The following is a 19,158-nucleotide window of genomic DNA, read 5'->3' as shown; positions in this document are numbered from 1 at the left end:
AATTAAAAATAGCCCTGTTTCTTACGTTCTTCCATTGCAGCCTCAGATACTTTATCATCTAGTCTTGCCCCACGTTCGCTAACTGTTGAAGCTTTGATTTCTGCAATGATATCGTCTAACTCAACGGCAATAGAATCTACTGCAGCTGTACAGGTCATGTCACCTACTGTCCTGAATCTTACCGATTTATTTTCTACAATATCTTCATCATCAATCTGTAATACTGGGTCTGCTGCCATCCATTGACCATTCCTAAATACAACATCTCGCAAATGACTGAAATAAATAGAAGGCAATGCAATTTTCTCTCTTTTGATATAATTCCATACGTCTAATTCTGTCCAATTGGAGATTGGAAATACACGAACGTTTTCACCTTTTTGTATCTTTCCATTAAAGATATTCCATAGCTCCGGTCTTTGTCTTTTAGGGTCCCATTGTCCAAAATCATCTCGAACAGAGAAAATTCGCTCTTTAGCCCTCGCCTTTTCCTCGTCACGTCTAGCTCCTCCAATACAAGCATCAAATCCATGCTCAGCAATGGTATCCAATAAGGTAACTGTCTGCAAAGCATTTCTACTTGCATTCTTTCCCTTTTGCTCAACGACTTTTCCAGCATCAATGCTATCTTGAACATGCCCAATTATAAGTTTCTCACCAATTTGCTCAACTAACCAATCCCGAAACTCTATTGTTTCCGGAAAATTATGGCCAGTATCAATATGTACTAAAGGAAAAGGGAATTTACCAGGTCTAAATGCCTTTTTGGCCAAATGAACCAATGTAATGGAATCCTTACCACCAGAAAATAAGAGTGCCGGGTTTTCAAACTGTCCTGCTACCTCTCGTAAAATATATATAGCTTCTGCTTCTAAATGATCTAAATAATCCATGTCGTTCTTTTTTATTTACTTATTTGATGTAAACCACACTCCTTTTTGCTTTGATCTTCCCACCACCATCTGCCTGCTCGAAAGTCCTCTCCTGCAGTAATTGCTCTTGTACAAGGTTGACAACCTATGCTTGGAAAACCCTTGTCATGTAATGGATTATATGGTATAAAGTTATCCTTTAGATAACTTTCTACTTCAGCTAAAGTCCAATTAAATAAAGGATGTATTTTAATGATTTGATTGCCTTCGTCCCACTCTATGAATTCCATCAGATCCCTATTAGCCGATTGATCAGCTCGTATGCCTGTGATCCATATTTGAAACCCAGCAATCGCGCGTTTCAAGGGTTCTATTTTCCGGATATAACAGCATTCTTTGCGATCTTCTACCGAATTGTAAAAGCTTGAAGGACCTTTTTCTCCAAGTAAGGCCTGTACCGCTTCCGTATTAGGATAATATGCCCGGATGGGCATTCGATAGATTTCCAGGGTTCTATTCCATACGTAGTAAGTTTCCGGAAATAGCCTGCCGGTATCCAATGTGATTAGTCTGGTAGCACTCTTATTCTCTGCTAACAAATGTGTAATCACCTGATCTTCTAAACCAAAAGAAGTGGAGAATACTGCATTTGAACCAAATAGTTGATCAATCTCCTGCAGCATTTCCTTGGCGCTTAGTCCTTGTAATGTTGTTTTTAATTCTTCTATTTTAGCCTGCATTTTACCTGATTAATGATTCTGTATGCGCATTCAATACCTCTATTTTAGCTTTCAAGTCTCCTTTTAATTGTCTTCTATAAGAAGACATCAATGCTAAGGTCTCGTCGATTTCTTCAGGGAGTAAATCCTCTAAAAGCTCTTTAATCCGCTTGGCAATGGTTGGTGATTTTCCATTTGTTGAAATACCAATCTTTAAATTACCCTTCTGTACCACCGAGCCTAAATAGAAATCGCATAAGGCTGGTTTATCAGCTACATTTAATAAGATGTTATTTTTCGCAGTCAACTCCCGTACATAATCATTAAAAGTTGGATTGTTGGTCGCTAATATCACAATTTGTTTATCCCAGAGATCTTCTTCCACAAATTCCCTAACCTCCAATTGAATATTCTTTTTTCCATCTATAAACTCCAATAAAGCAATACATACATCCTTTGCTACAACCTTTATTACAGCATTTGGTGAATTTGCTATTAGTGCTTGGAGTTTTTCCAAGCCTACTGGACCTCCACCTACAACTAAGGTTTGCAGTTGATCTAACTTTAAATAAATGGGGAAAAGATGATTCATACTAATGACTTATGCTTACTAATTCTTGACGAAGCTTATTAAACTCTTGATGTTTTGCGACAACCTCACCAATAATAATGATGGCAGGAACTCCTACTAAGGATTCCTCAGCAGCAGTAACAATGTTGTCGATTCTTCCCATTACCAATTTCTCATTGGCTAATGACCCGTTTTGAATTAATGCGATTGGTAAATCACCTCTTCCAGCTTGTTGGTAAAGTTTTACAATCTCTTTCAGTTTACCGAATCCCATAAGAACAACAACGGTAGCATCGGTATTAACTGCTGTATATAAATCGGCAGATATATGGCCTTCTGTGGTCGAACCGGTAATAACCCAAAATGATTCTGCAATCCCTCGGTAGGTTAATGGGATTTGTTGTAAACCACTTAAGCCAACGGATGAAGATATACCCGGTACAACTGCAGTTTCAATCCCATACTGACGTACATAATCTAATTCTTCACCACCACGGCCAAATACGAATGGATCTCCTCCTTTCAATCGAACAACATGTCCATGCGTTAAGGCATAATCCACCAATAGTTGATTGATATAATCTTGAGAAGTAGACAGACGTTCTGCTCTTTTTCCTACATATATTTTGGTTGCATTAGCTGGTGCATGATCTAATATCGATTCATTCACTAAGGCATCGTATAGAATAACATCAGCTGTTGCAATGGCTTTAATTCCTTTTAGGGTAATTAAATCAGGATCTCCAGGCCCTGCTCCAACTAAGGTTACTTTTGCTTGTATTTTCGTCATGTAATGTTGTTTTTTAGTTATTGTACCACCTCTTTCAATTCCTCTCTTCTTTCCGCTGCCTCTAGGCAGAATGCCTTAGACTGCAATAGATAGGTTTCAGCAAACTCTTTCGAGGGTTCATACTTGTTTATCTGCAGAACTCGCTCACTGAAACTTGTCGGTAAAGTAAAGAGTTCTTCAGAAATGAAATGCTGATCAAACTCAGTTAAAACCGCTGCTTGTGTAGAAACACTTAATCCTTTATCTAGCAACAAAGCTTTTGCTGTCCATACAAATGCACTATATGCATGGTAAATGGCATCGGCATATTGTCCTTTTACAAATGCCAAGTCTGCTAAATCCAATTTCTCTTCGGCTTCGTATAATAAGGTTGCTACTAAATCGATCAACACACCCGCACATTCTCCAACACCAATAGCGGTTGCAAAGGTCTCCTCATGACCCCAGTCTAAATACTCATCCGCAGTTAGGTTACTCAAGTCAGCTAGTGGTTTTAATAGCTTGTAGAAGTAATCTTTTCCTTGTTGATCGTAATACGCGTGAAAATTTTGTCCTGTAGCCTGATTGTTTTTGAAGTCGGACAATAAAAGGTCAAGTACCTGTAAAACACGTTTGGTGGGTACTTTGATTACACGTTCAGCCACTCTTCCTTCACCATTTCCTACAGTTCCTCCGCCTAGCATCACTTGTGCTGCAGGAACAACAGCTGACCCCGCTTTTACCGAGCTACCATGAAAGCCTAGGTGTGCTAATCCATGTTGACCACAGGAATTCATACAGCCCGAAATCTTAATCTTAAATTCCTTTTCCTGGATAAAATCCTGATGAAATTCATGGATGTAGTTTTCCAACACACGAGCCATTTCAGTTGAATTTGAAATTCCTAAGTTACAGGTGTCTGTACCTGGACATGTAGTGATGTCAGCTGTACTATTATAACCTGGTTTTCCAAATCCTAAGGCTACCAAAGCTTCATATATATGTACTAAAGACTCTTTTCGAACATATTTAAAGAGTAGGTTCTGGTCTTGTGTAATACGGATATCATCAGCAATATGATCCCTTACTCCTGCTATTAATTTTCTGGCTTTTTCGGTTGAGATATCTCCAGTTTGAACATTCACATAAACCCCATAGAAGCCTTCTTGTTTCTGTTGGAACGTGTTTGTGCTCTTCCAAAGCTCAAAAGCTAAAGGATCTTGAGGATCTATTTCGCGAACCTCTTTTGTCGGTAAGTTTGTTGTTATTTGACTCTCCCGGTCTACAACAACCGTTTTATTCTTGATAGCCTTTTTCTCGATTTCTATTAAAGCTAGAACCTCTTCTAATCCGAGCTTTTGAACCAAGTACTTAAATCGAGCTTTATTACGATTATTTCTTTCTCCATGTCGATCAAAAACCCGTAAGGTGGCTTCCATATAAGGGATAATCTCCTCTTCTGCTAAGAATTCATGCACAGTTTGAGCCAATATCGGTTGTGCACCTAATCCACCTCCAAGCATCACCTTAAATCCTCGAATTTCCTTTCCATTCTCTATTCTAACTTTTGGAATAAATCCAAAATCATGGATATAGGAGAATGCTGTATCTAGCTCACTTGATGAGAATGAGATCTTAATTTTCCTTCCCATTTCAGCACAAATAGGATTCCGCAAGAAATAAGTGAAAGTTCTATGTGCATATGGGGACACATCAAAAGGTTCGTTGGGATCAACTCCTGCAGTAGCAGATGCTGTGACGTTACGAACGGTATTCCCACAGGCTTCACGAAGTGTGATATCGTCCTCCGCTAATTTTGACCACAATTCAGGAGTCCTGTCTAAACTGACGTAGTGTAGCTGGATATCTTGTCTGGTTGTTAAATGCAGATTACCACTTCCATATTCATCCGCGATATCCGCAATTTTTAATATTTGCTGAAATGTAACCTGCCCAAATGGTAGTTTAATCCGTACCATTTGTACCCCCGCTTGTCTTTGTCCATATACCCCTCGAGCCAAACGCAAGGACTTGAATTTCTCCTCGGGCATCTCCCCTTTTCGATATTTTCTAATCTTCTCCGCTAACTCAATAATCTCCTGTTCAACGATAGGATTTTCTAATTCTGTTCGAAAACTCTGCATAGTATCCGCTATTTGTTTATAAATTCTATAAGGTATCTCCTCTTATTTTGTGGAATTTGTAAATCCCGTCGACAAATGTATAGAATAATTTTTAATAAACTATATTAAATCTACTGAATTAGTATATATTTGTACCGTATTTGATTTTTAACTCCTAGTAAGTAACAGTTTGAATAAATTTAAGTATATAGTAATTAGTGTTTTAGCTGCTTTATCTCAAGCTTCTTGCTCGCCTAATGTGGAAGGAAGTTTTGAAAAAGAGTCGAATTATTCGGGTAGTTTGTCCCTTTCTGGCGCATTTGCTTTGTATCCTTTAGCCATTCTTTGGTCGGAGGATTTTAAGGAAATTTACCCCAATGTTCGTTTTAATATTTCTGCAGGTGGAGCTGGTAAAGGAATTGCAGATGTGTTGACCGATATGGTGGATATTGGATTGGTTTCTCGGGAACTACATCCTCAAGAAATAGCAAAAGGAGCCTATCCTATTGTTGTAGCCAAAGATGCTGTTATTCCTACCATTAATAGCCAGCACCCAAATATAGATTTAATCTTAAAACGTGGATTAAGTCAAGCTGAACTCCAAAATATATTTATACATGCAAAGTATAAAACCTGGAAAGATATTGATACACGCTTTGTAGACTCACCCATTCAAGTATATGTTCGTTCGGATGCAGCTGGTGCGGCAGAAACATGGGCTAAATTCTTTAAAGCAAATCAGGAAGACTTAAAAGGTATTGGCATTTTTGGTGATCCCGGATTAGCGCAAGTTGTTAAAGATGATCCACTAGCTATCGGTTTTAATAACCTCAATTACGTCTTCGATTTAAGTACTAAACATGCCGCAGAAGATATTCGGGCACTACCAATTGATCTTAACGCTAATGGCGTTTTGGATGAAAACGAGGACTTCTATCAAAATCTAGACTCTTTGACCAATGCCATTGCAAAAAACAAATACCCTTCACCTCCTGCGCGAGACCTGTTTTTTGTGCTTAGAAAAAACGCGTCAAGTAAATTAATTAAAACCTTTTTGACTTTTATACTTCAAAAAGAAGCGCAAAAACAACTTTTAGCCAATGGTTATGTCCCATTGGACGAAGAGCATATTCAGGAATCATTAAAGAGAATAAAAGATGAAAATAACACGTCTATTAAAAGATAAACTTGCCAAAGTCAGTTCAGCAGTCTTATTAGTGGGTGTGGTTATCCTCTTGTTCGTTCTGTTTTTGGGATTGATTTACAAATCTACTCCGCTGTTAACGGAACATTCCCTATTGGACATATTGACCAATAGTGTTTGGGCGCCTATGAAAGGAGAATTCGGATTTCTAGTATTTATTTTAGGAACCTTATGGGTAACCTTATTGGCTTTACTCATAGCAGTGCCCTTATGTGTTTTGGCCTCCATTTATTTGGTCGAATATGCATCTGATCGTTTGCGAAATATGGTGATGCCGTTAATCAATGTTTTAGCTGCAATACCACCTGTACTTTATGGAGTTTGGGGTGTATTGTTTGTTATTCCGTTAATTAGTCAAGTGATTGCACCCTTATTTGGAATAACAGTTTCAGGTTATTCTGTAATTGCTGCCGGCTTTGTTTTAGCAGTCATGATATTCCCAATCATGTTGAGTATCATGGTTGAGGTACTGCAAACTATCCCACAAGAGTTAAGGTCGGTTTCCTTATCCTTAGGAGCTACCAAATGGGAAACAATTAAAAAGGTAATTCTTAAGAAAGCTCGTCCAGGCATTATGGCGGCCATTGTATTGGCTATATCAAGAGCCTTTGGTGAAACCATTGCTGTTTTGATGGTATGTGGGAATATACCAAAGATCCCTACCGGAATCTTTGATGCTGGCTATCCATTACCAGCTCTAATAGCCAATAATTTTGGAGAAATGATGTCCATCCCGCAATATGATGCAGCCCTAATGTTTGCAGCTTTATTGTTGTTCGTGCTCATTTTCGGATTTAACCTAATTTCTAGAATAATATTGAACAGATTGGAGGCAAAAGTATAGATGGATAAAGTAAAAAATAGACTACGTCAGGAAAGATGGGCTAAAGTATTTATGCAGATATCGGGCATCATCATAACCGGATCTTTATTTCTGATTATTGGAAGTATTCTTTATAAGGGATTACCTTATTTGTCCTGGGAAATGGTATCGCAAAGCCCCAAAGGTGGCTTTTATCTGGGGAAATCGGGAGGAGTATTGAATGCTATTATTGGATCCTTGTATTTAGCAGGACTATCCACTTTGATTGCCAGTATTATCGGTATCCCTATAAGTCTTTTCTTGCATAATTATGTTCATCCTAAGTCCTTTATAGCTCGATTGTTAAAGTTATTCTTTGATGTATTATTTGGTATTCCAGCCATAGTTTATGGAGCTATTGCATTCAGCATCATGGTTGCCCTAGGTATTCGAGCATCTCTATTGGGCGGTGTGATTACCATCAGTCTGTTAACAATTCCTATTGTAGTAAGGACCTTAGATGAACTATTGAGCAGTATTCCCTCCGATCTTAAACAGGTCAGTTCCTCCTTAGGAGCTACCAGATGGGAAACGGCAAAGCTTATGCTCAAATATATAAAGCCAGGGCTATTTACAGCTATATTATTAGCGTTTGGGCGTGCCATTGGTGATGTTGCTGGAGTCATGTTGACTACTGGTTTTTCTGATAATATTCCTAAATATCTGGACGAACCAGCCGCTATGCTACCATTAGCCATTTTCTTTCAGCTCAGTAGTCCTATCCCTGAAGTACAGGGACGTGCTTATGCGTCCGCATTAATATTGACATTACTTATTTTAATTATCGTGATATGTACACATTTCCTATCCTTGAAGCAGAAGAAACACAAATTGTAAGCACAGCCTTACAACCGCACATTCAAATCCGGGATTTGAATGTACATATTGAAGGTCGGCAGGTTTTGAAGGATATTAATTTAGAAATACCTAACAATTCCATTACCTCTATAATCGGTCCATCCGGTTGTGGAAAGACGACTTTATTGAAAACATTGAACAGGCTGTTGGATGATCATAAAGAAGTTCAGGTTATTGGTTCTGTCCTGGTTAATGGCGAAGATATATATGCCCCGGATGCAGAAGTAACGCATATTCGAAAGAAAATGGGTTTATTATCCCAGAAGCCATTTCCCTTACCTATGTCCATTTTTGAAAATATAGCCTATGGTCCCAAGATCCATGGAATAAAGGATAAGGCCAAACTAAAAGCCATTGTAGAACAGCAGTTACGTAATGTGGGGCTATGGGAAGAAGTTAAGGACCGTTTGGATGCATCTGCTACCCGATTGTCTATAGGACAACAGCAAAGGCTATGCTTAGCCAGAGGATTGGCTGTAGAGCCTGAAATCATCCTCGGTGATGAATCTACATCTGCATTGGACCCGATCTCCACACAAACTATAGAAAATCTGCTGATCGACCTTAAACAGCAATATACCATCGTGCTTGTGACGCATATCCTTCGTCAGGCTCGAAGGGTATCTGATTATATCCTCTTTCTATACCAAGGTGAAATTGTAGAATTTGGTAAGACGGAAGACCTATTGCTTCATCCTAAACATGAAATCACTAAGCAGTATATAAAAGGCTTTATTTCTTAAACTAGAAATTGCCATAATTTAAAAAGGAGCCTATTCACATGATTAGACTCCTTTTCTTATTAATTCGTATATCGTCTTAAGTCCGAGTTTCGCCTTCAGGACCTTCTTCAATAGTTTCTGCGATTTCTTCTACACCATCTGGATCTGTTTCCACACGGAATGGTGCAGCTTCATCAAATTCACCTTCCCATTTGGCAACTACAACAGTAGCCAAACAGTTTCCTATTACATTCACCGATGTTCTAGCCATATCCATCAATTCATCAATACCTAAGATTGCAGCAATGACAAATACAGGCAAGCCAAATTGATCTGCAGTTGCAATCAGGATAATCAATGAAGCTCTTGGTACGGCCGCCACACCTTTAGAAGTAATCATCAAGGTAAAGGCAATCATCAATTGTTGACCGAATGATAGGTCAATTCCTGCTGCTTGAGCCACAAAGATGGAAGCTAAGGAAAGGTATAAGGACGTACCATCCAAGTTAAAGCTGTACCCTGTAGGGATAACAAATGATACAATTTTACGAGGTACCCCAAATTTCTCCATCGCACTCATAGCCTTTGGTAATGCCGCATCAGAACTTGTTGTTGCAAATGCAATAGAAACCGGCTCTTTAATTGCATTGATAAATTGCTTGATAGGAATTTTTAAATATAGAGCTACCGGCAATAAAATTCCACATAAGAAGAATATTAAGGCTAAATAAAGCGTTGCCAATAGCATAAATAGATTCTTGAGGATATCTACACCTAGGTGCCCCACAGTATAGGCCATTGCAGCACCTACCCCAATAGGTGCAAAGAGCATGACGAGGTTGGTAAACTTAAACATGGCCTCCGATAAACTTTCCGCAAAATCCACAAATGGTTTTCGCTTCTTCTCTTCCACCATCGCTAATCCGATACCAAAAATGACCGCAAATACGACAATCTGCAATACCTTATTCTCATAAACTGATTTTACGATATTCTCTGGAAAAGTATCACGGAAGAAGGATGTGAATTTATAAATGCCATGTGCGCTTTCATCAATATGACTTAAAGCCACTTTATCTCCTTCTGATAAGGCAGAAGTTTGCGGTAATTCTTCATGCGGCATATGCTCAATATCGATACCTACACCTGCTTGAGTCAGGTTGATCGCGGCAAGACCGATAAAAATAGCACAGGTAGTAGCACAGAAAAAGTACAACATGGACTTCCATGCCATACGGCCAACTTGTTTTAAGTCAGAGTGTCCGGCAATACCAAATACCAATGTGGAGAATAAGATAGGTCCTACAATGGTCTTAACCAATTTGATGAAACCTTGACTTAATGGTTGTAAAGCCTTAGCCACGTTTGGAAAATCAAGCCCTACAAATATCCCCAAAACCATACAGGTCAAGATCCAGGTTGTTAATCCTTTTCGAACAATAGCGTTTAATACGAGAACAATTGCCGTTATCCAGCGAACAGCCATCATGACCGTTGGAGGTACTGCAACGATATCAAATTCGTATAGTAAAGTAATAATTGAAGCTAATGCTATGGTTACCAGCATTAAATATCCCGTTGTTTTTTTTGACATGCGGTTTAATGGGTTATTATATATTTATTTATTCTTAAAGACCAACAAAAATAAAAAAATACCCGTGCAAACCAAATTATTTCCTTTCCACAGATTATACCTCAAACTAATATTCTGATATATCCTATCCAATTTAATCAGCTTAAGAACAAATGTTTAGTTATGCTTTATTTTATTGCATCTTGAATAGCCATGTATTGTATTTATTTGTTTACATAAATCGATGTAATTAAATGGATGATGTTGAATGCATTGTTTGATTAGCTATCACTAAAGTATTCACTTTTAGCTATTTAAATATTTCTATATTAGATAGATGTCACCAAAAACCATTTTGACTTATAAAATAAATTTCTGTTCATAATTTAAGATATAATATCTTATCGGTCTTAATCTATTTTATTTGATATCAGTTCGTATTCCGGTATTTCTTGACTATACTTTAAGTTGGTACTCTAAGGGAATTTCTTTGGATCTGATAGGGATCTCTTTCGGATCTCGTTCGCTTCTAACCGAACGAGATCCGAACGAGATCCGAACAAGTTCCGAAGGAGATCCGAAGGAGTGACGAATAAAACCAAAGAAAATAGATATGAGATATGAGACCGCTACGCTATTAGATGGGAGACAAAAGACAATGAAATGAAATGATAAAAGAGATAAGAAGAAAGTAAATTGATAAAGGAGATTTGCCATTTACAACTTTGAGCGAAGCGAAGATTCCCTAATTTCCCGCTTGAAGACAAAATCTATTATCGAATGTGGAAGATCTTTAAACTATGCTTTAGACAATAGACAACATAGAACAGAAAACAAAGAAAAATAGAATAGTGGAGGTTCTTTGAAATTGATGAAATTAAAAATCATCTAATTAACTATTAAACCAAGATAGAAGACCGTCTTTGAAGGTATCTCCTATTGGATAACAATTTCCATTAGCATGTCGTACTTGATTTCCTTCAATACTTCTAATGGAACTTTTAGGTAATATATAAGATCGATGAATTCGAATAAACCGTTGTTCGGGTAATCGCTGTTGAATATCTTTCATCGTTTCAAGAACTAATAGCTTTTGATTCGCTAGGATAATTTGAATATAATCCTTCATTCCTTCTAACAGAACAATTTCGTCGAAAGCGATTCGGTAGTCTTTACGGTCCGCACGTATTTGTAAGTAATCTTTATCCGCTATTATAGGTTGTAGGGATTTCCAATTGATATATTTAAAAATGGCTTGGTAAAAACGATCTAAACTAATAGGCTTTAAAAGGTAGTCAACAACCTGGAATTGAAAACTTTCTAAAGCGTATTCACTATAAGCGGAACTTATAATATACTCATATCGAGTACCCAATAGCTTCATCAATTCGATTCCATTTATTTCGGGCATCTGAATATCTAAAATGATTAGTTGAATATTTTCTTCATGTAGATAGTTCAAAGCCTCTTTTACGGAAGTACCAGCATAGATGAGGTTCAAATTTGGCATCGATACGGCATAATCTGCTAACAATCTAGCTGCCATAGGTTCATCATCTAGAATTAAACAATTTACATTTCTCATTCAAAGTCAATTTGTAGTCTAGCACAATATCTTCCCTGATCCTCAATGCAACTTATGCTATGTTTCTCTGGATAATAATGTTTTAAACGATTATGAATGTTAATTAATCCTATACCTGCTTGAGCGTCTTTCAGTTTATCTGATACAGAATTCTTGACTTCATAGCAGAGTTTGTTGTTCCTGAATACGAGTTCAATAGACAAAGGATTTTCTTTATTTACGATGCCATGCTTAAAAGCATTTTCAATAAATGGTATTAATGTAAAGGTTGGAATTAAGATGGTTTCATTCGGGATTTCAGCTTTAAAAAAGATACAATCATCTTCGGTATTTCTTAAAGCCTCAAGTTTTAGATAAGACTCGATATATGTTTTCTCTTCCTTTATGGATATCCATTCTTTCTCACTATTGTAGGTGCTATACCTCATTAACTGCCCAAGTTGATCTATAGCTGGTAAGGCCTTGTCGGATTTAAAATGCACTAAAGAATAGATGTTATTTAAACTGTTGAATAGGAAATGAGGATTGAGTTGTGCCTTGAGAAACTTGATTTCTGTATTTTTATTCTCTTCAATAATACGCTTATGATACGATAATAGCCGTATAACATAAATGACTAACCAAAGAACTGTGCTTAATATAATGGGATGCAATCCATAATAAAAGTTATCAAGAATATAAAAAGCAAATGCTTCTTGATCGCTATAATTTCGGATATGTAAGAAATATGGAAAGATCAATTCTTCGATTAGATATCGAAAACTAATGAAATATAATAATCCGATAAAGAGAAATGCTATTGGTTTTACGGGATGCCATTTCTGAAACAACCTAGGCATAAAAAACAAATAGTTCAGGTAGAAGGTGCTAAATATCATGAAAAAGCTAGAGAAACTAATCGGCGTCAATTCGTCAAGGACAATGGAGTTAGATTCCCATCTTAACAAAGTGAAATAACACCAGATAATCCAAAATAAGATATGGATGATGATTTCCTTTGTTTTAGAAATGATGATTTCGTGGTTTTTCATGAATGAGATAAAGTTAAGGAATTCATGATTGGCCAAAAATCTATTTGTCGATAAATTGAGGGCATTAGTCGATAAAACTTGAATTATATGAAAGATGCACTTACCATTGTGCTGTCTTACCTAAATTATATGATAATGAAATCTTTTATGCTATTTGCTTTAACATTTATTTTAAACCAATTAGTTCATGCCCAAGAGCAGCAATTTAAAACAAAATTTGATGATGCCATTCCGGTATTGAGTGTAGGAACTTTCCATATGGGATATACCAGTGACGCAACCCGAACAGAATTTAATCCACGAGATCCAAAAAGTATTCAGGAAGTACATGATCTGGTAAAAAGATTCGAAGCCTTTAGGCCTACTGTAATGATGTTAGAAGTTTTGCCTGAACAGCAGAAAAATCTGCAAGCACGATACGATGCATATCTGGCTAACCCAAAAATGACCTTTAAACATCCTTCTGAAATTGAATTGCTTGCCTTTGAATTAAGAAGACGCGCTGGGGTAAAGAAAGTATATGGTATTGACTATGCCGAAGGTTATAATTATAATGTTTATCAGGAATTGAATGTAAAAGTGGATAGCCTAACTATCCCGAGATACGGAGAATTAATTCGACAAAATGAAGCGAATTATTTAAAGCATTTAAACAGAAAGCCCAATGTAATCGATATGTTTCGTGTAAATAATTCGGCTGAATATTTAGATTTCCTAATCAATATCAATGCAGATATGCTTTTATATGCTTCCAGCCCGGCAGGACAAGAAGGTGCCGAGGAAGCTGCAAAATTCTACCATAGAAATCTACTGATGTTTTCTAATGTGAATAAAGTTCCTTTGCATAAAAACGATCGTGTATTTGTATTGTTGGGAGCTACGCATACCGCATTCTTTCGGGAATGGTTTAATCGGTCACCAAAGTATAAATTGGAAAATACCTTAGAATATCTAAAATAACAATTAGGTCATAAAAAAAGGTGCTTCATGTAATATGGAGCACCTTTTACGTATTTCTTAAAAATATCTTATTCTGCGTGAAGCCAAGCTTTCTTCGCTAATAATTCATCTTCTGATTCGACTACATCTTCATCCTCCACACAGCAATCAACTGGGCATACAGCAGCACACTGTGGTTCATCATGGAATCCAACACACTCTGTACATTTATCAGAAACAATATAGTAAACTTCGTTCGAGATTGCATCTTGGGACTCGCTTGCATCAATCGTTACGCCATCTCCAAAATCAATAACACCATTCAAGGCCGTACCATCAGAAAACTTCCAAGGAACACCTGCATCATAAATTGCGTTGTTCGGGCATTCTGGTTCGCATGCTCCACAATTTATACATTCATCTGTAATTTTAATTGCCATTTATGTCCTTACAATAAAATAATAAACTAATTTTGTGTATTCAAAGTTACTACTTCAGCCATAGACTTTGAAGAAAAAGTATATAACTTTAGTAGTTATTTACAAATTGATGGCAAATATACGGCAAAATATTAACAGAATAATTCTAAATAATAAGATTTTGACATTACAGCAAAGAATTGAAGCCTTCGCAAAACTTGGTGAATACCTGCAATCCAATGACTTTGAAAATTCCCCTTTTTTATTTTCTGTCGCTCAACGTAATCCTTGGTATACAAAAGAAAATGTTTTACAACAGACTAAGGCTATTGGTTCAAACCTACAAGTAGATAAATTACAAGTCTGGTTAAAAGATTTCCCGGAAATAAAAACCGATAAGGTTGTCGGTTTAGTCCTAGCAGGTAATCTTCCTTTAGTAGGATTTCATGATATCCTTTCGGTATTGATTACAGGCTTCCATGCAGAGATTAAAGCTTCCTCTGAAGATGCTGGATTAACAAAAGCAATTTTGGACATCTTGGTAGCAATTGAGCCTGAATTCTCCAATTATTTCAAAATAGTCGATAAATTGACGGAATACGATTTAATTATCGCTACGGGTAGTAATAATTCATCCCGTTACTTTGAACACTACTTTGGTAAGAAACCACATATCATTCGTAAAAACAGAAATTCGGTTGCAGTTATTTCTGGGAATGAAACTAATGAGGAACTTCAACAATTAGGACACGATATATTTGATTATTTTGGCTTAGGTTGTCGCTCTGTTTCTAAGATCTTCATACCAGAGAACTACGATATCGCAAAATTATATGAACCTTTAGAGCATTTTGCTGGGATTAAGGATCACTTCAAGTATAATAACAATTACGATTTTAATAAATCCATTTATTTAATCAACAAAAATGAGCATTATGACAATGGCTTTTTATTGTTGAAGGATGATGAGAACCTTGCTTCTCCCCTTGCTGTTATCCATTACCAACGTTATAAGGATATTCAAGAGGTGGAAAGTTTTATTCAATCGCATTTAAATGAGATTCAATGTGTGACTGCTGAGCGCGAATTAAATGTTGATGCTGCGGTCTTTCCATTTGGGGCAAGTCAATGTCCAGCATTGGATGATTATGCAGATGCAGTGGATACCTTAGCATTTTTAAAGGCAAACCAATAAATCGCAATTTGTGGCGTTATATGGTTATGAATTCATAAAAAGTTATATTTTTGTTCGACTATGTATGTTATAAAGGTTAAGGGCGTGGCCAAAATCCCGGATTATGTGCAATTGCGTGATGACGCATTCACCTTATTAGCCTATTTCCGCGTGGATCGACCTGATAAATCATTAGATAAAATAGGGCTTGCAGATAAAGCAGAATATATCATGGATATCGTTCGCGAACTGCCATTTGGCCAAATAAAAAAAATTGACGTATAAGAAGTATGAGAGAAACAAATACGGTTATCCGATTAAAAAATGTCGATATCTATCAACAAAAACACTTGGTACTATCCAATGTAAACTTGGATATCGCACAAGGTGAATTCCTATACTTGATCGGGCAATCTGGATCTGGAAAGAGTAGTTTATTAAAGATTATTTATGGAGACCTTTACATCGCTAATGGTGAAGGTATGATTGCTGGTTTCGATCTTAGGAAGTTGCATGAGAATGATGTTCCTTATTTACGTCGTAAATTGGGAATTGTATTTCAAGATTTCCATTTGTTAAATGACCGTACCGTTGAAAAGAACCTGGAATTTGCGCTTAAGGCTACAGGTTGGAAAGAAAAAGGTTTAATTGAGAACCGCATTCTAGATGTACTGGAAAAGGTAGGTCTTCGTTCAAAATTGAAGAAGATGCCTCATGAGTTATCCGGTGGTGAGCAACAGCGTGTTGTTATTGCCCGTGCCCTATTGAATAACCCAGAGATTATATTAGCGGATGAGCCAACAGGGAACTTAGACCCTGCTACATCAGAGGAAATTGTATTATTACTTCGTGATATTGCATCCTCTGGAACAGCCGTATTAATGGCAACACACGATTACCAAATTATTAGAAATATGCCAGCCCGTATTCTGCGTACAGCAGATGGATCCTTACATGACAATGTAAGTATTTAAGGACTGACAACCACGATTAAATCCGACATTCTTGCCAGTAGACTTCAAAACAGACTGACAGCATGTCGGATTTTTTGCGTTGGCAGTATAATTGATGACAGGCAATTAACATTTAACTTTCTTAGCTGATGATGAACGAAAACGAAAATACTCAAGATCAAGAATTGAATCAATTCGAGGAGAATGTGGAGAATACAGCAGCGGAGGCTGATGACTTAAACCAAAAATTAGCGGAATCTAACGACCGCTATACGCGTTTAGTAGCTGAATTTGACAACTACAAGAAACGTACTTCCAAAGAAAAATTAGAGCTTATGCAATCTGCAGGAAAAGATGTAATTGTAAAATTACTTCCTGTAATGGATGATTTTGATCGTGCATTAGGCCATATGAAAGACATCTCTGATGGAGATGCTATAAAACAAGGTGTGGAATTGGTAAACAACAAATTCCGCAAGACCATGGAACAATTGGGTGTTAAAGAAATGGATGTATTGGGCAAACCATTTGATGCAGAATATCAAGAGGCCATTACTTCTATCCCCTCACCTACACCAGACATGAAGGATAAAGTAATTGATGTTATCGAAAAAGGATACCTTTTAAATGATAGCGTAATCCGTTATGCAAAGGTTGTAGTAGGACAATAAGAATATAAAAAATGTCAAAGAGAGATTATTATGATGTGCTTGGAGTCCAACGGACTGCAGAAGTAACTGAAATTAAAACGGCATATCGTAAGCTTGCGATAAAATTTCACCCGGATAAGAACCCAGGTGATAAGGAAGCTGAAGACAAGTTTAAAGAAGCTGCCGAAGCCTATGAAGTACTAAGCAACGTTGAGAAGCGGAGACGTTATGACCAATTTGGTCATGCTGGTAATTCGGCTTCAGGTTATGGTGGCGGCGGCATGAATATGGAAGACATATTCAGCCAATTCGGTGATATCTTTGGTGGTGGAAATCCATTTGAGAGTTTCTTTGGTGGTGGCGGCGGTGGTTCTCGCGGAGGACGCCGTGTGCAACGTGGAACCAACCTGCGCATTAAAGTGAAATTGACACTGGAGGAAATTGCCAATGGTGTTGAAAAGAAAGTAAAAGTAAACAAACAAGTAGTTTGTCATACCTGTAGTGGTACAGGAGCAAAAGATAAAAGCTCGTACCATACTTGTAATACCTGTGGTGGTAGCGGTTCGGTAAGACGTGTTACCAATACTATTCTTGGTCAAATGCAAACTACAAGCACCTGTCCTACCTGTAATGGTGAAGGTGTGGAAATCACAGCAAAGTGTACTACCTGTAAAGGTGAAGGTCTAGAGCGTGGCGAAGAAACCATCAGTATCAATATCCCTGCTGGAGTTAGTGAAGGTATGCAACTTTCCATGACTGGAAAAGGTAATGCTGCTCCTCGTGGTGGTATCCCTGGTGATTTGATTATTCTTGTGGAAGAAGTTCCGCATGAGACTTTAAAACGTGATGGTATCAATGTGATTTATGACTTGTATATCAATTTTGCAGATGCAGCTTTGGGTACTAGTGTAGAAATTCCAACCATCGATGGTAAAGCAAAGATTAAAATAGATCCAGGAACGCAAGGCGGAAAAATCCTTCGGTTAAAAGGTAAAGGATTACCTGAAGTGAATTCTTACCATAAAGGCGATCAATTGGTCTACGTGAATGTATGGACGCCTAAAACCGTAAATAAAGAGGAAAAAGAGTTGTTGGAAAAACTAAAGAATTCAGCAAACTTTAAACCTCAACCAGGGAAAAGTGAGAAATCATTCTTTGAACGTATCAAGGAATACTTCGAATAAAAATTGTTTATCAATTTGTTTATTTAATCAATACAATCCTTCAAGGATAAAAAAAGGAGATTTTTATAAATCTCCTTTTTTTATGTTATAAATACGGATAGCTATACGTCGTATTTGCTATTCTATTCTACAAAATAGCTTCGCGGATTCGAATTAATTGCGTCAATAAGTCTTCTAAACGGTCAAGGTGAAGCATATTAGCACCATCTGACTTGGCATTTGCTGGGTCGGGATGTGTTTCAATAAATAAACCATCTGCTCCTACTGCAATTGCTGCTTTAGCAATTGTTCCGATTAATTCCGGTTTTCCACCTGTAACACCTGATGTTTGGTTAGGTTGCTGTAAGGAGTGCGTACAATCCATAACCGTAGGTACACCAAAAGATTTCATAACAGGTAAACCGCGATAATCTACGATTAGGTCTTGGTAACCAAAAGTATTTCCACGATCCGTTAAGAATACTTTATCATTTCCTGAATCACGTACTTTGTCCACAGCAAAAATCATAGACTCTGCAGAAAGGAATTGCCCTTTCTTGATGTTTACTACTTTATTTGTTTCAGCTGCTGCTACCAAGAGTTCCGTTTGACGACATAAGAATGCCGGGATTTGTAATACATCCACATAAGCAGCAGCCATAGCTGCTTCATGGCTTTCGTGGATATCGGTAACCGTAGGTACTCCAAAAGTCTTCCCTACTTTTTCCAAGATTTTTAAGGCTTTCTCATCACCAATTCCTGTAAATGAATCAACACGAGAACGATTAGCCTTGCGGTAAGAACCCTTAAAGATGTATGGGATATTTAATTTGTCTGTAATAGTAACAATGCGTTCTGCTATTCTAAGTGCAATTTCTTCGCCTTCGATAGCACAAGGACCTGCCATTAAGAAAAAGGCAGATGAATTGCCATTTTTAATCGATGGCAAATATGTATTAATCATATAAATG

General features: G+C 37.3%; 20 protein-coding genes. 10 read left to right on the top strand and 10 right to left on the bottom strand.

The window, feature by feature from the left end:
• Positions 1–2: 2 nt before the first annotated feature.
• From cysD to ACP6L2_RS04740, 5 genes are read right to left on the bottom strand one after another with little or no spacing between them, the layout of a single operon-like run.
• Complete coding sequence (cysD, locus tag ACP6L2_RS04760; RefSeq protein ID WP_440508149.1) at positions 3–893, bottom strand: sulfate adenylyltransferase subunit CysD; 891 nt, start codon at positions 891–893, stop codon at positions 3–5.
• An 11-nt stretch (positions 894–904) separates the two neighbouring features.
• Complete coding sequence (locus ACP6L2_RS04755) at positions 905–1,612, bottom strand: phosphoadenylyl-sulfate reductase (protein WP_440508148.1); 708 nt, start codon at positions 1,610–1,612, stop codon at positions 905–907.
• 1 nt (position 1,613) lies between these two features.
• Positions 1,614–2,183, bottom strand: a complete 570-nt coding sequence (locus ACP6L2_RS04750; RefSeq protein WP_440508147.1) for a precorrin-2 dehydrogenase/sirohydrochlorin ferrochelatase family protein — start codon at positions 2,181–2,183, stop codon at positions 1,614–1,616.
• Between the two features lies 1 nt (position 2,184).
• Positions 2,185–2,952 (bottom strand): uroporphyrinogen-III C-methyltransferase, encoded by a 768-nt coding sequence (gene cobA, locus ACP6L2_RS04745; RefSeq protein WP_440508146.1) that lies wholly within the window; start codon positions 2,950–2,952, stop codon positions 2,185–2,187.
• 17 nt (positions 2,953–2,969) lie between these two features.
• A complete protein-coding gene (locus ACP6L2_RS04740; RefSeq protein ID WP_440508145.1) occupies positions 2,970–5,075 on the bottom strand; it encodes a HEPN domain-containing protein in 2,106 nt (701 codons plus the stop codon).
• 169 nt (positions 5,076–5,244) lie between these two features.
• Here ACP6L2_RS04740 and ACP6L2_RS04735 point away from each other — a divergent pair, with 169 nt between their 5' ends.
• From ACP6L2_RS04735 to ACP6L2_RS04720, 4 genes are read left to right on the top strand one after another with little or no spacing between them, the layout of a single operon-like run.
• On the top strand, positions 5,245–6,240 hold the full coding sequence (locus tag ACP6L2_RS04735; protein ID WP_440508144.1) for a PstS family phosphate ABC transporter substrate-binding protein: 996 nt from the start codon (positions 5,245–5,247) through the stop codon (positions 6,238–6,240).
• Positions 6,212–7,102, top strand: coding sequence for a phosphate ABC transporter permease subunit PstC (pstC, locus tag ACP6L2_RS04730; protein WP_440508143.1), 891 nt, complete (start codon positions 6,212–6,214; stop codon positions 7,100–7,102). The genes ACP6L2_RS04735 and pstC overlap by 29 nt, the downstream gene beginning before the upstream one ends.
• Entirely contained in the window at positions 7,103–7,957 is an 855-nt protein-coding gene (locus ACP6L2_RS04725; RefSeq protein WP_440508142.1) for a PstA family ABC transporter permease, read from the top strand.
• Positions 7,912–8,721, top strand: coding sequence for a phosphate ABC transporter ATP-binding protein (locus ACP6L2_RS04720; protein ID WP_440508141.1), 810 nt, complete (start codon positions 7,912–7,914; stop codon positions 8,719–8,721). The genes ACP6L2_RS04725 and ACP6L2_RS04720 overlap by 46 nt, the downstream gene beginning before the upstream one ends.
• Before the next feature lie 76 nt (positions 8,722–8,797).
• Here the strand turns inward: ACP6L2_RS04720 and ACP6L2_RS04715 are convergent, their stop codons facing one another.
• From ACP6L2_RS04715 to ACP6L2_RS04705, 3 genes are all read right to left on the bottom strand, one after another.
• Positions 8,798–10,294, bottom strand: a complete 1,497-nt coding sequence (locus ACP6L2_RS04715; protein WP_344674723.1) for a dicarboxylate/amino acid:cation symporter — start codon at positions 10,292–10,294, stop codon at positions 8,798–8,800.
• 871 nt (positions 10,295–11,165) lie between these two features.
• Complete coding sequence (locus ACP6L2_RS04710; RefSeq protein WP_440508140.1) at positions 11,166–11,858, bottom strand: LytR/AlgR family response regulator transcription factor; 693 nt, start codon at positions 11,856–11,858, stop codon at positions 11,166–11,168.
• Positions 11,855–12,889, bottom strand: coding sequence for a sensor histidine kinase (locus tag ACP6L2_RS04705; RefSeq protein ID WP_440508139.1), 1,035 nt, complete (start codon positions 12,887–12,889; stop codon positions 11,855–11,857). The genes ACP6L2_RS04710 and ACP6L2_RS04705 overlap by 4 nt, the downstream gene beginning before the upstream one ends.
• An 87-nt stretch (positions 12,890–12,976) precedes the next feature.
• On the opposite strand from ACP6L2_RS04705, the gene ACP6L2_RS04700 reads away from it, so the two are divergent.
• Complete coding sequence (locus ACP6L2_RS04700; RefSeq protein WP_440508138.1) at positions 12,977–13,849, top strand: DUF5694 domain-containing protein; 873 nt, start codon at positions 12,977–12,979, stop codon at positions 13,847–13,849.
• 68 nt (positions 13,850–13,917) lie between these two features.
• On the opposite strand, the gene ACP6L2_RS04695 is transcribed toward ACP6L2_RS04700, so the two are convergent.
• Positions 13,918–14,268: a 4Fe-4S dicluster domain-containing protein gene (locus ACP6L2_RS04695; protein ID WP_344674727.1), complete on the bottom strand. Its 351-nt coding sequence runs from the start codon at positions 14,266–14,268 to the stop codon at positions 13,918–13,920.
• A gap of 160 nt (positions 14,269–14,428) precedes the next feature.
• Between ACP6L2_RS04695 and ACP6L2_RS04690 the strand changes: the two genes are divergently transcribed.
• The 5 genes from ACP6L2_RS04690 to dnaJ all read left to right on the top strand — a co-directional run bounded on the left by ACP6L2_RS04690 (position 14,429) and on the right by dnaJ (position 18,208).
• Complete coding sequence (locus ACP6L2_RS04690; protein ID WP_440508137.1) at positions 14,429–15,442, top strand: acyl-CoA reductase; 1,014 nt, start codon at positions 14,429–14,431, stop codon at positions 15,440–15,442.
• Positions 15,443–15,502: 60 nt separating this feature from the next.
• Complete coding sequence (locus ACP6L2_RS04685; RefSeq protein ID WP_344674729.1) at positions 15,503–15,706, top strand: fructose-6-phosphate aldolase; 204 nt, start codon at positions 15,503–15,505, stop codon at positions 15,704–15,706.
• A 5-nt stretch (positions 15,707–15,711) separates the two neighbouring features.
• Complete coding sequence (locus ACP6L2_RS04680) at positions 15,712–16,395, top strand: cell division ATP-binding protein FtsE (RefSeq protein ID WP_440508136.1); 684 nt, start codon at positions 15,712–15,714, stop codon at positions 16,393–16,395.
• A 128-nt stretch (positions 16,396–16,523) separates the two neighbouring features.
• Positions 16,524–17,045, top strand: coding sequence for a nucleotide exchange factor GrpE (locus ACP6L2_RS04675; RefSeq protein ID WP_344674731.1), 522 nt, complete (start codon positions 16,524–16,526; stop codon positions 17,043–17,045).
• An 11-nt stretch (positions 17,046–17,056) separates the two neighbouring features.
• Positions 17,057–18,208 (top strand): molecular chaperone DnaJ, encoded by a 1,152-nt coding sequence (gene dnaJ, locus ACP6L2_RS04670; protein ID WP_440508135.1) that lies wholly within the window; start codon positions 17,057–17,059, stop codon positions 18,206–18,208.
• A 127-nt stretch (positions 18,209–18,335) separates the two neighbouring features.
• On the opposite strand, the gene kdsA is transcribed toward dnaJ, so the two are convergent.
• On the bottom strand, positions 18,336–19,151 hold the full coding sequence (gene kdsA, locus ACP6L2_RS04665) for a 3-deoxy-8-phosphooctulonate synthase (protein WP_344674733.1): 816 nt from the start codon (positions 19,149–19,151) through the stop codon (positions 18,336–18,338).
• Positions 19,152–19,158 lie beyond the last annotated feature (7 nt).

The organism is Sphingobacterium lactis (assembly GCF_051951495.1).
GTDB classification, from domain to species: domain Bacteria; phylum Bacteroidota; class Bacteroidia; order Sphingobacteriales; family Sphingobacteriaceae; genus Sphingobacterium; species Sphingobacterium lactis_A.
The sequence above is the reverse complement of the archived record's forward strand: the minus strand, read 5'-3'. Positions and strand labels throughout refer to the sequence as shown.